This window comes from Streptomyces sp. JJ38, from assembly GCF_019303475.1.
GTDB lineage: Bacteria > Actinomycetota > Actinomycetes > Streptomycetales > Streptomycetaceae > Streptomyces.
In genome coordinates, this window is the sequence record NZ_JABLSI010000028.1 from 44,992 (window position 1) to 56,910 (window position 11,919).

The window sequence follows — 11,919 nt, forward strand, 5'->3', positions numbered from 1 at the left end:
CCGTCAGGGCGCGACGCGCCGGACGGGGTGGTGGCCCCGTCCGGCTGTTGCCCGGGCCGGACTACGGGGCGGCGGGCGCGGCGCCGTCTCCGTTGGCGGCGGCCAGCTTGGTGAGCAGGTTGGCGGCCGAGAGGTCGCGCAGACCGTCGGCGCCCAGCCCGGAGAGCATGGCCCTGACGTCCTCGGGGAACGTGGAGCCGCCGTCCTTGTCCAGCCAGCTCCCGGCGAGCGTCCGCACCGTCTCGCTGTTGTCGACGAAGGCGTCCACGCTCTTGCCCGCGGAGAGCGAGCCGATCAGCTTGTCGAAGAAGACGGAGTCGCCGCCGACGATGTCGATGTTGGCCTTCTCCAGCCCGGCCCCGACCAGCTTGGCCTGCGACTCCGCGATCTGCCGGTGGACGTCGATGCCCGCCACCCGGATCTCCTTCTCCGCCTCCAGCCGCAGCCGGTACTCCTCGTGCTCGCGGCTCTGCTCGTCCAGGATCGCCATGGCGTTCGCCTTCTCGGTCAGCCCCTCGGCCTCGGCCTTGAGCTTCTCGCGCATCGCCTCGGCCTCGGCGAGGCCCTTCTCCTTGGCCGCCTCGGCCTCGGCCAGCCCCATCTCCTTGGCCGCCTCCGCCTCGAACCGGCGCGTCTTGGCGATCGCGTCGGCCATCCGCTCCTGGACCTCGGCCTCGGCGAGACCGCTCGCGGCCTGGTCCGCCTTCCTGCCCTCGGCCAGCCGCAGCGTGGCCTCCGCGTCGAGGTCGGCGGCCTTGCGCCGGGCCTCTGCCATCGTGAGCTCCTCGGCGGCGCGGTGCTGCGCGGCCTGCTCGGCCGCCTCCGCCGCCTTGATGTCCTTGACCAGCCGCTCCTGCGCCTCCGCCTCGGCGGCGATGATGAGCGCCTGACGCTCGCGCTCCGCCTCCTCGACGGTGCGCAGCTTCTTGATCTCCTCCTCCTGCTGGGCGACCGTCTTCTCCACGGCGATGCGCTCGCGGATGACGTCGGCGATGTCCCGCTTCTCCGCCTCGACCTCCTTGTCGGCGGCGATGCGGCGCAGTTCGGTCTCCCGGTCCCGCGCGATGACCTCCAGCAGGCGGTCCTTCTCGATGCGCTCCCGCTCGATCGCCTCGACCCGCTCCCGGTTGAGCTTGGCGACGGCGACCTCACGCTCGCGGTTCTCGTTCTGGATGCCGAGCGCCTCCTCCGTCTTCAGGTGGGCGGTGTGGGCGCGCAGCCGCTCCTCGGCCTGGACGCGGGCGGTCTCGGCCTCCTCGCGGGCGCGAACGGTGTCGATCTCGCGCTGCTGCCGGTTCTCGGCGTCCACCTGCCGGCGTTCGAGCTCCAGGACGGCTTCCCGGGCGTCGACGTTCTGCCGGGTGATCTCCTTCTCCTCGTTGCGCTTGAACTCGTTGGTGCGCACGTGCTCGACGGCCGTCAGCTCGGTGATCCTGCGGATGCCCTGGGCGTCGAGGATGTTGTTGCTGTCCAGGCTGGACAGCGGCGTCTGCTCCAGGTAGTCGATGGCCGCGTCCTCCAGCGTGTAGCCGTTGAGGTCGGTGCCGATGAGCGCGATGATCCGGTCCCGCAGCTCGTCCCGGTGCGTGAACAGGTCGGCGAAGTCGAACTGCTTGCCGACGGTCTTGAGCGCCTCGGAGAACTTGGAGTTGAACAGGTCCTGGAGTGTCACGCGGTCGCTGGCGCGTTCGGTGCCGATGGCCTGGGCGGCCTTGATGACGTCCTCGCGGGTCTTGTTGACGCGGACGAAGAACGAGATGCGGATGTTCGCCCGGAGGTTGTCCCGGCAGATCAGGCCGTCGCTGCCGGTGCGGTCGATCTCGATCCGCTTCAGCGAGATGTCCATGACCTCGGCCTTGTGCAGCACCGGCAGCACCACCATGCCGGTGAAGGTGACCTCGACCTTGCGCATCTTGGAGACGATCAGCGCCTTGCCCTGCGGCACCTTGCGGAGGAGCTTGCTGACCGTGAGCAGCACGCAGAGCCCGATGAGCAGGCACACGGCGAGGAGCACGCCGAATCCTGTGGTGATGGCATCCATAACGATGGTTTCCCTTGTGCGGTGAAGAGTGTGGAAGAGCGGTGCGGAGGCGGCCGTCAGCGGCCGGTATCCGCCTCCGGCGCGGGACCGGCCCCGGGCGTCGACTCGAAGGGGGCGACGCGGAAGAACTCGCCCTCGGCGTCGTAGTCGAAGACGAGCGCCGTACTGCCGAGCATCAGCCGGGCGGCGTCCGTGCCGTCGGCGCGCACCTGGACGACGGCCGTCGAGCCGTCCTCGGCGGCCACCTCGGCCTGTCCGAAGCGCGCGGAGACGTGGCCGGTGCGGATGGTGCACACCCGGCCGACGAGATCAGCGCGGTCCACGCCCTCCTCACGGGGTGTGAGGTGGCGCAGCGGGGCGATCAGGAGCCGCGTGCCCGCCCAGGCGAGGAAGACCGCCACGGGCAGGACGAGGACACGGAGCCAGAGGGCGTCGAAGAGCGCCGTTCCGCTCAACGACATGAACCAGGCAATCACGATGAGAAGAGAGAGCGTCACGGTGACGGGAACGCCGCCGAGCCCGAAGGCGGCGAACACCCCCGCGATCCCGACCCCGTGACCGGCGTCCCCGGAGTCGGCGCCATCCCCTCCTTCTGTGGCGCCGACCCCGGGAACACCCCATCCCCCCAGGAGAACCGCGAGCCAGTAGCCGACCACGACGACGAGCGCCAGGCCGAACAGGGCGGCGGGGAACGCCGAGGCGGCGTCCAGGAAACCCCCGATTCCTCCCATCGCCCTTCCCCCTTCCGGCTGCGGTGTGCACTCATGGTGGCACTCGACGTGTCCACCCCGCATTGCCTGATTCCGGCAATCTTTGGGTGCGAAGTTGTGCCGAGGGCCGGTGCAACCGAGAACGGCACCGAGGACGGGGGGCCTGACGGGGCGTCACGTTCACGTCCCGTTCAGTTCGCGTACCGCTTCCGGGTCCTGACGGGGAGAGGGTCAGAGGTCGTGCTGGGGCCAGCCGAGGAGGCGGGCGCCCATCGCGGCCGTCTCCAGGGTGTAGCGCTGCAGCGCGTCGGCGGGGTCGTAGCCGGTGAGGGTGCGGATGCGGGCGAGGCGGTAGGTGAGCGTGCGCACGCCCACGCCCAGGCGGCGGGCCGCCTCGGCGTTGACATATCCGGACTGGGAGCACGCCATCAGCGTCTGCACGAGGGGCTCGGCGCCGCCGCGCGCCTCGGCGAGCGGGCCGAGCACCGTGTTGACGAGGTCCGCGATGGCGCTGCGGTCACGCAGCAGCACCGGGAAGACCAGCAGCTCCGAGGCGGTGAGCCTGACCGTGGGCAGGCCGAGCCGGTCGGCCACGTGCAGGGCCTCCACCGCCTCCTCGTAGCTGCTGACGACACCGCTGGGGCCGGTGTGCTCCCGGCCCAGGGCCACCCGTCGGGCCGAGACGTAACCGGGCCCCGGGCGTTCGGCCAGAACGGCGAAGGCGTCCAGCACCGCACGGTCGTCCCCGCTGGCCGCGATGCACACCAGCCGGCCGTCCTTCGTCGTCAGCAGCGCGTCGCGGTCGCCGAAGCGCGCCACCAGCTCCCGCTCGATGCGGCGGACGGTGGGGTGGACGTCGTCGTAGACCTCGTGGCCCTCGGCGACGGCGACGGTGTGCGTGTGGGACAGCCGCAGCCCGAAGCGCTGGGCCCGCTCGGCGAGCCGTCCCAGGTCGCTGCGGCCGTGGAGGAGGTCGTCGACGAACTCGCGGCGCTCGGCCTCCTCCTGCCGCACCGCGAGCCGGCGCGCCTGCTCGTGACCGTCCCCGAGCGCCCCGATGGCACCCTCCAGAGCGGCGAGGATGGCGTCACCCGTGCGGGCCCGCTCGGCCGGACCGGCCGCCCGCATCACCCCCGGCAGGGTCCCCCACAGGGCGCGGGTCTCGCCGACGAAGAGGGTGACGACCTCGCGCAGCTTGTGGCCGTCCTCGGCGGCGCGCTCACCCAGAGAGCGGAAGGTGTCCAGTTCGTCGCGGCGTGGCAGCCGCCCCGTCGTGGAGACCTCGGCGAGCAGCCGCGGGTAGTCGCCCAGAAAGTCCCCCGAAATGCCAGCGCGTCGCACCGTGCCTCCCCTGCCAGGCCCTCCCGGGCCTCACCCCTCGGTCTCCCCCGGCCCCTCGCCCCCGTCGACCGGGCCCGCCGGAGCCCACTCCGGCACCCTGACCAGCCTAGAGCCTGCCCGTCGGCGGGTACCGGCCGGTAGAGCGACGCAGCTCACAGCTCGGCTTGCGGTAAAGCCGTGACGTGCGGGTACGGTGAGGGACACAACAAGTGCGTCAATAATTGATCAATGGTGTGCCGGGAAGTCTGGTCGGCAGTGCGATCCGTCGCGCTTCGTTCGTTCTGTGTCCGACCTTGCCCGGAGGCCGCCCCCATGACGTCCACGCCACAGCAGAGTTCGCCGCAGCGCGCCTTCGCCCGGCCACCGCTCAAGGAGCGGCGGCTGCTCGCCGACGCGCTGCGGACGGAGACCGTCGGCGGTCTCATGCTGCTGGGCGCCGCGGTCGTCGCGCTGATCCTGGCCAACACCCCGCTCAGCGAGTTCTACGAGAACGTCAGCAAGGCCCACCTGGACATCCCGGCCCTCGGCCTGGAGCTCTCCGTCGCCCACTGGGCCTCGGACGGGCTCCTGACGCTCTTCTTCTTCGTCGCGGGCATCGAGCTGAAGCGCGAACTGGTCGTCGGTGAGCTGCGCAACCCGGCGGCGGCCGCGCTGCCCGTCGTGGCGGCACTGTGCGGCATGGTCGTGCCCGCCCTCTTCTACGTGTCCGTCGCGGCGGCCGGGAACGGCGACATGAACGGCTGGGCCGTGCCGATGGCCACCGACATCGCCTTCGCCCTCGGCGTCCTCGCGGTGATCGGGACCAACCTGCCCTCCGGCATCCGCGCCTTCCTGCTGACACTCGCCATCGTCGACGACCTCGGCGCCATCCTCGTCATCGCCCTCTTCTACACGTCCACGCTGAAGATGTGGGCACTGGCCTGGGCCGTCGTCGGGCTGATCCTGTTCTGGGCGCTGCACCAGAAGCTCAACGTCCGCGGCTGGTACATCTACGTGCCGCTCGGTCTGGCGATCTGGGTGCTGATGCTCAACAGCGGCATCCACGCCACGATCGCCGGTGTCGCGATGGGCATGCTGCTGCGCTGCCGGACCCGGCCGGGCGAGGAGACCTCGCCCGCCGAGCACATCGAGCACATCGTGCGACCCCTGTCGGCCGGATTCGCGGTGCCGGTCTTCGCCCTGTTCGCCGCCGGCGTCAGCGTCTCCCTCGGGGACCTCAGCGAGGCGGCCGGGGAGCCGGAGGCCCTCGGCGTGGCCCTCGGCCTGTTCGTGGGCAAGATCGTGGGTGTCTTCGGCGGCACCTACGTGGCCGCCCGCTTCACCCGGGCCGAGCTGAGCGACGACCTGTCCTGGTCCGACATCGTCGGCATCTCCATGCTGGCGGGCATCGGCTTCACCGTCTCCCTGCTGGTCACCGAGCTGGCGTTCGACGAGGGTGCGGCGATCACCGAGCACGTCAAGGCCGCCGTCCTCATGGCCTCCTTCCTCTCCGCCCTCGTCGCCGCCGTCCTGCTGAAGTGGCGCGACAAGCACTACCGACGGATCTGGGACGAGGAGAACCGCGACGAGGACCACGACGGCATCCCCGACATCGACCAGCGCGAGGAGGCGGAACTCGCCGCCCAGGCCGCCGCCCAGCGCGCCGTCGAGCGCCGTGCCGAGGGCCCGGGAGAGGGCGACGACGGGGTCAGCGGGAAGCGCTGACCTCCAGCCGGACGAAGCGCGGCCGGTACAGCGCCACATCCCGGTGCACGGCCGAGGTCGAGCCCGTCACGTTGACGTCATAGCTCAGCAGCAGGTCCGCCCCGCCAGCGCTGAAGGCGGGGTGGGCCTGCGGGTTGTACGCCACCGCCCCGGCCGCCCGGCCGCCCTCGGGCAGCGGGGGCGTCAGCGCGTCGGACGGGCCGTGCCAGGGCCCCTGCGGAGAACAGGCCCAGTACGAGGTCACGGTCGTCAGCCCCCGCCCGTCGGGCCCGCCCGCGTCCGTGGTGAGCAGCAGCCAGGTGCCGCCGCGCCGGGTGACCGTGTAGGTGTTGCTCGCGCCGCGGTCCGGGTCGGCCCACGGCGCGGCGCCGACGGACAGCGCCCGGGCCGCCGCCGGATCGGCCCGCCAGCCCTCGCCGTCCCAGTACCGCCAGGCCGACCGGTCGGCCAGCGCGCCCACCGGCACCCGGGCCACGTGCGCGCGCGACGACGTACCCCGCACGGTCCCCTCGTCGGCGCCGAACACGTACGTCCACCCGCCTTCGCGCACCGCCGACGTCCCGTACAGCACCCGCCGCGCCGGATCGGCCTCCGGCGGGACGTCGACGGGTTCGACGGACTCCAGCCTCAGCCCCGGCAGGCTCAGCGTGGCGACCTCCGTGGCGCGCGGCACCCCGAAGGCCCACGGCGGGCCGCCCGCCTCCCGCTGCCACAGCAGCACCCGCACGACCCGCTCCCGCGCGCCCGGCTCCCGCGGCTCGACGACGCCCTGCACCGGCCAGCGCCACACCTCCCGGCCGTCCCGCCCCGTCAGCCCGGGGAAGAACGCGCCGGGCCCCGGGCCCAGCAGGGTGCGCTCCAGTCGGCCGTCGGGCGCCATCACGACGCCCGCGTTGCGCACCCACACCGGCGAGGGGTCCCGCGAGGGGCCGCCGGCCGGGGTGGCCGGGTGCACCCGGTCCAGGAACGTGTCAGCGGACAGCCACAGCGTCCGCCCGTCCGGCAGCCGCACCGAGCGGCTGCCGTCGCCGCCGGTCCAGTCGTCCAGCCGGGCGTTGTCGTCCCCGTACCGGGCGAACTCGGCCGTCATCTCCTCGTCGGCGCGCCATCCCGTGACGCTCAGCTCCCGGCACGCCTCGGGCGTCCGGGGCCCGGCGCCGTCGTCGTCCGGTCCCGACATCAGCAGGGCGACGACGAGGGCGAGCGCCACGCCCGCCGCGAGCCCGGCGAGCAGCCTCGGCAGCGGGCCCGGCGGCGGGCCCGGCGACTCCCCACGGTCGGGACGGCGACGGCTGAGGCGGTCCATAGGCCGCCGAGGATAGGGCAACGGCGTTGCGCGTCCGTGTCCCGGCTCAGCGGTGCGGGTGCCGGGCCGGGTCCACCGCGGCGGCCAGCTCCTCCAGGGCCTCCGTCACCAGCTCCGCCACCCGCAGGGCCACACCGTCGGGGTGCTCGGCGTGCGCCTGCCACGCGGCGAGGGCCGCCCGCAGGGCCGCGAAGTCCACGGGCGCCCCGGCACGCAGGGCCGCGCCGGCGCGCTCGGCGGCCGCCCGCAGCTCCCGGGCGAAGGCGGCGGCCCCGGGGTCGTCTCGCGCGTCCGGGGGCGGCAGATGCGCCTCCAGCAGCATCGCCGAGCGACCCACCGTGCGCACGGCCTGCTGGGCGTCGGCGGCCCGGCGGCGGGGCAGCCCGCGGTGCCGCACCGGCTCGGCGTCGGCCCGCGCCACGGCCTCGTCCCACTCCAGCAGCGCGGCCCGGGCGTCCAGCAGCGCGTCCCGCACCTGCCGGGGACGGCGGTCGGCCGGGCGCCCGAAGCCGTCCAGCACGGCGACCGCGTACGCCAGCACGGCCGTCAGCCACTCCGCGAGGCGCTCGCGCAGCCGCGGCGTCTCCCAGGCCGGGTACACCGCGTAGGAGACGAGGGCCAGCGCACCGCCGAGCACGGTGAGCCAGATCCGCTGCGGCACCGTCTGTGCCCAGCCCTCCCCCGCGAGGCCCAGCAGGAAGACCACGTACGCGCCGATGCACGCCGAGATCACCAGATAGCCGCTGCGCATCAGCAGGTAGAGCAGGAACACGCTGCCGACCGCGTAGGCCGCCGCGAGGTACGTGCCCGGGTCCGTCAGGGCGATCAGCGCACCGCCCAGCGCCACCCCCGTCACCGTGCCCGCGAGCCGGGCGGCGCCGCGGGCGACGGTCTCCGAGAAGTCGGGCCGCAGGACCATCACGGCCGTCAGCCCGATCCAGTAACCGTGGCGGGTGGGCAGCGCCTCACCGAGCAGGTATCCGGCCGGGACGACCGCGGCCACCCGCAGCGCGTGCCGCAGGACCGGCGAGGAGCCCCGCAGCTCCCACCGCAGCGCCCGCAGCACCACCGGCAGCTGCCGGACCCCGCTCGGCTGCCGCAGATGGGGCCGCCGGCCGGCCTCCGTCACCTCCACCGGCTCCTGCGCGGCCTCCACCAGCTCCTCGCTCAGCGCGATGAGCCGCACGGCCGCACGGCGCGCCGGGCCGGGCGGCAGGACGGGCCCGTCGGCCGGCACCCGCAGCACCTCCAGCGCCTCGCCCGGCAGGCGCACGTGCTCCCCGTACCGGATCGCCCGCGCCACGGCGTCCAGCACCGTGGCCGCGGCCTCCAGCAGCGCCCGCACACGCTCCCGCGCCGGGCCCTCGGTCGCGCCGCCGACGACGGGGTCGGCGAGGGAGGCCAGCACGGGACGGAACCGGTCCGCCAGCAGCCGGTAGCCCTGCAACTGGCGCGGCCGGTGCCGGGCCTGGCGCGGGGTCACCGCGGCGGCACGGCGGGCCCGGACGAGCGCCTGCGGGTCGAAGGGCGCCGTCGGGTCCTCCCGCAGCGTCCGGGCGTACCCCGCGACGGACTCCAGCGCCTCGGCCAGCGCCTCCCGGCGCGCGGCCCAGCGGCGGATCGGGAAGAGCAGGATCAACCCGGCCTGCACCACCCCGCCCAGGCCGATGATCGCCGCGTGTCCCGCGGCCTCCGGCACGCTCGACGGCAGTGTCACGACGACGAGCATCATGGCCACCGTGAAGGCGCTGACCACACCGGCGACCGCCCCCGCCGCCCACGCCATGCCCGCGCCGAAGGCCCAGGCGGCCAGCATCGGGGTGAAGGCCCACGGGTGCCCGGCCAGCACATAGCCGAGGAAGGCGCTCACCGACAGTCCCAGCGCGGCGCCCAGCGCCAGCACCGGACGGGGCCGCCAGCTCCGCTGGAACGTGGCGATGCCCGAGGCGAAGGCCCCGAAGGCCGAGGAGACGGCCAGCCCGGGCGAGCCGAGCCACAGCGTGAGCCCGAGGACCAGCGCAACGCCGCAGGTGCCGCGCAGGGCCAGCAGCGGCGCGACCGCGCCCCGCTCGATCCGCAGGCCCGAGCGTGCGGTGTCCTTCAGGGCCGCGGCCCACCGGACCGTGACGCCCGACGTTCCGCACATGATCACGAGAATACGGGGCCGGACGCACGTCCCGCCCGCCGCGCCCGCCCGTCGCGCCGCCCGCCGCGCCGCGTCCTCCGGGTGGCCACGGACGGGTGATGACCGCTCGTGGTGTGCGGTGCGGTGTTCGTCACGACTGTCACCGTTACGCGGGTGCCCGGTCACGGAAGCCTGACAGCCCGGCGGTGGGAGGCCCGGACCTCGTTCGGCCCGGCACAGGCTGATGCCGCATCACCCGACACTCCTGTGGAGGTGCCCCGACATGGCCGACCACCGTCTCTGGTCGTACAAGGAGATCGCCGCGCACATCCAGGTGCAGCCCGACACCGTCCGGTCCTACCGCAAGCACGGGCTGCTGCCGGCGCCCGATCTGGTGGAGGGCGGTCGGCCCTTCTGGTACGCCGACACCATCCGCGACTGGGTCACCCGCCGCCCGGGCGCGGGCGGGCGACGCGGCACGTAGGCCGTGGGCGTGCGACAACGGAACCGACACCCGGGCCGGGACGGACCACCCGGGTGGGGTATACCCGATTTCATACGGGAGGGGGGTATACACTGAGGGCGTTCGAGCTCGGACACCCAAGGACACCGCGAGTTGGAGACACCATGAGCGAGACCACGATCACGTACCAGGTCAGCGGCATGAGCTGCGGCCACTGCGAGAAGGCCATCACGGAAGAGGTGTCCGCCCTGGACGGCGTCACCGAGGTGAAGGCCGTCGCCGCCACGGGCCTGGTCTCGGTCACCGGCGCCGCGGCCCCCGACGAGGCGGCCGTCCGCGCCGCCGTGGACGAGGCGGGCTACGAGCTCGTCGGCCGCGCCTGAGGCGCAAACCGAGGCACACCGAGGCGAACGCCCGGGCCGCGAGCGGGAAAGCGGCCGGGGAACAGGAAAACGCCCCCTCGCGAGTCCCCCCACGGGCCCGCGAACGGGGGCGTTTCCTTCTCCCGGCCCTGACTCCCCCCACGGGATCAGAGCCGGGCGTTCGGCTGGGCTGCACGTTGACCGGAGGGCCGCTCAAGCGCCCGGAAACGCCAGCCCGGACCACAACTCCGCCGGGTGTTGCAGTCACCCGGTTCGACCACACAGAGGGACCCGGGGTTGTACGCCGATCATGTGACCTGCGTCACATGATCGGGCGAGGCGCTCGGACGGGCCAGGGCGCACGCGCACGGCCCCGGTCCAGGTGGACCGGGGCCGTGTGACGGATGGAGCCGACGGGCTGGTTACCGCTGCTCGACCGGGACGTAGTCGCGCTCGACGACGCCGGTGTAGATCTGCCGCGGGCGGCCGATGCGGGAGCCGGGCTCCTTGATCATCTCGTGCCACTGGGCGATCCAGCCGGGCAGTCGCCCCAGGGCGAACAGCACGGTGAACATGCTGGTCGGGAAGCCCATGGCGCGATAGATCAGGCCGGTGTAGAAGTCCACGTTCGGGTAGAGGTTGCGCGAGACGAAGTAGTCGTCGCTCAGCGCGTGCTCTTCCAGCTTCAGCGCGATGTCGAGCAGCTCGTCGGACTTGCCGAGCGCCGACAGCACGTCGTGCGCCGCAGCCTTGATGATCTTGGCGCGCGGGTCGAAGCTCTTGTACACCCGGTGGCCGAAGCCCATCAGGCGGACGCCGTCCTCCTTGTTCTTCACCTTGCGGATGAAGGTGTCGACGTCCCCGCCGTCGTTGCGGATCTTCTCCAGCATCTCCAGCACGGCCTGGTTCGCGCCGCCGTGCAGCGGGCCCCACAGGGCACTGATGCCGGCCGAGATGGAGGCGAACATGTTGGCCTGCGAGGAGCCGACCAGCCGGACCGTCGACGTCGAGCAGTTCTGCTCGTGGTCCGCGTGCAGGATCAGGAGCTTGTCCAGCGCGCTGACGACGACCGGGTCCAGGTCGAACTCCTCGGCCGGCACGGAGAACGTCATACGCAGGAAGTTCTCGACGTAGCCCAGGTCGTTGCGCGGGTAGACGACCGGGTGGCCGACGGCCTTCTTGTAGGCGTACGCGGCGATCGTCGGCAGCTTGGCCAGCAGCCGGATGGTCGAGATGTGGCGCTGTTCCTCGTCGAACGGGTTGTGGCTGTCCTGGTAGAACGTGGACAGCGCGCTGACCACCGAGGACAGCATGGCCATCGGGTGGGCGTCCCGGGGGAAGCCGTCGTAGAAGCGTTTGACGTCCTCGTGCAGCAGGGTGTGCTGGGTGATCTCACCGCGGAAGGCCGCCAGCTCGTCCACGGTGGGCAGCTCGCCGTGGATCAGCAGATAGGCCGTCTCCAGGAAGGTGCCGCGCTCCGCGAGCTGCTCGATCGGATAGCCGCGATAGCGCAGAATGCCCCGCTCACCGTCGAGGAAGGTGATCGCGGACTTCACCCCCGCGGTGTTGCCATAGCCGGAGTCCAACGTGACCAGGCCTGTCTGGGCACGCAGCTTGGCGATGTCGAACCCCGAGTCCCCCACGGTGCTCTCCACCAGGGGGTAGCTGTACTCGCTGTCCCCGTGCCGCAGTACTACAGACTTCTCAACGTTGCCGCCGTTGTCGCTCACGTCATCCCTCACCGACGTCGTGCCTCTTGGTGAATGCGCCCGAAGGTCGTTCGAGCTTCCAGAGGTGGATACCGAAGTGCCCTGACCAGTCCACTGTGTCCACTGTCGCTCAATTCATGCCGGACGGTGCACTCGGG

Annotated in this window: 9 protein-coding genes; 3 read left to right on the forward strand and 6 right to left on the reverse strand. The window is 72.7% G+C overall.

Annotated features, from left to right (window positions below; all coding sequences use genetic code 11):
* Positions 1–61: 61 nt before the first annotated feature.
* The 3 genes from HPT28_RS16560 to HPT28_RS16570 form a co-directional block, all read right to left on the reverse strand.
* Positions 62–2,041 carry a flotillin family protein gene (locus HPT28_RS16560; protein WP_257578751.1) on the reverse strand — a complete coding sequence of 660 codons (1,980 nt, stop codon included), beginning with the start codon at positions 2,039–2,041 and terminating at the stop codon, positions 62–64.
* Positions 2,042–2,097: 56 nt separating this feature from the next.
* A complete protein-coding gene (locus HPT28_RS16565) occupies positions 2,098–2,763 on the reverse strand; it encodes an OB-fold-containig protein (RefSeq protein WP_219091925.1) in 666 nt (221 codons plus the stop codon).
* 219 nt (positions 2,764–2,982) lie between these two features.
* The gene (locus tag HPT28_RS16570) at positions 2,983–4,092 is read right to left on the reverse strand and encodes a CdaR family transcriptional regulator (protein WP_219091872.1); all 1,110 of its coding nucleotides are present in this window, start codon (positions 4,090–4,092) and stop codon (positions 2,983–2,985) included.
* Positions 4,093–4,404: 312 nt separating this feature from the next.
* On the opposite strand from HPT28_RS16570, the gene nhaA reads away from it, so the two are divergent.
* Positions 4,405–5,796, forward strand: coding sequence for a Na+/H+ antiporter NhaA (gene nhaA, locus HPT28_RS16575; RefSeq protein ID WP_219091873.1), 1,392 nt, complete (start codon positions 4,405–4,407; stop codon positions 5,794–5,796).
* On the opposite strand, the gene HPT28_RS16580 is transcribed toward nhaA, so the two are convergent.
* Entirely contained in the window at positions 5,780–7,102 is a 1,323-nt protein-coding gene (locus HPT28_RS16580; protein WP_257578753.1) for a DUF4185 domain-containing protein, read from the reverse strand. The genes nhaA and HPT28_RS16580 overlap by 17 nt on opposite strands.
* Positions 7,103–7,148: 46 nt before the next feature.
* Positions 7,149–9,248, reverse strand: coding sequence for an FUSC family protein (locus tag HPT28_RS16585; RefSeq protein ID WP_219091874.1), 2,100 nt, complete (start codon positions 9,246–9,248; stop codon positions 7,149–7,151).
* 262 nt (positions 9,249–9,510) lie between these two features.
* Here HPT28_RS16585 and HPT28_RS16590 point away from each other — a divergent pair, with 262 nt between their 5' ends.
* Together HPT28_RS16590 and HPT28_RS16595 are read left to right on the forward strand one after the other, a co-directional pair.
* Positions 9,511–9,711 (forward strand): AlpA family transcriptional regulator, encoded by a 201-nt coding sequence (locus HPT28_RS16590; RefSeq protein WP_219091875.1) that lies wholly within the window; start codon positions 9,511–9,513, stop codon positions 9,709–9,711.
* Positions 9,712–9,854: 143 nt separating this feature from the next.
* On the forward strand, positions 9,855–10,073 hold the full coding sequence (locus HPT28_RS16595) for a heavy-metal-associated domain-containing protein (RefSeq protein WP_219091876.1): 219 nt from the start codon (positions 9,855–9,857) through the stop codon (positions 10,071–10,073).
* A 401-nt stretch (positions 10,074–10,474) separates the two neighbouring features.
* Here the strand turns inward: HPT28_RS16595 and HPT28_RS16600 are convergent, their stop codons facing one another.
* Positions 10,475–11,794 (reverse strand): citrate synthase, encoded by a 1,320-nt coding sequence (locus HPT28_RS16600; protein WP_219091877.1) that lies wholly within the window; start codon positions 11,792–11,794, stop codon positions 10,475–10,477.
* Between the last annotated feature and the right edge of the window lie 125 nt (positions 11,795–11,919).

Excerpts from the sequence above, each read along its gene's own strand:
- HPT28_RS16560 (WP_257578751.1), bottom strand. The coding sequence starts at position 2,041 with ATGGATGCCATCACCACAGGATTCGGCGTGCTCCTCGCCGTGTGCCTG.
- nhaA (WP_219091873.1), top strand. The coding sequence starts at position 4,405 with ATGACGTCCACGCCACAGCAGAGTTCGCCGCAGCGCGCCTTCGCCCGG.
- HPT28_RS16580 (WP_257578753.1), bottom strand. The coding sequence starts at position 7,102 with ATGGACCGCCTCAGCCGTCGCCGTCCCGACCGTGGGGAGTCGCCGGGC.
- HPT28_RS16585 (WP_219091874.1), bottom strand. The coding sequence starts at position 9,248 with ATGTGCGGAACGTCGGGCGTCACGGTCCGGTGGGCCGCGGCCCTGAAG.
- HPT28_RS16590 (WP_219091875.1), top strand. The coding sequence starts at position 9,511 with ATGGCCGACCACCGTCTCTGGTCGTACAAGGAGATCGCCGCGCACATC.
- HPT28_RS16595 (WP_219091876.1), top strand. The coding sequence starts at position 9,855 with ATGAGCGAGACCACGATCACGTACCAGGTCAGCGGCATGAGCTGCGGC.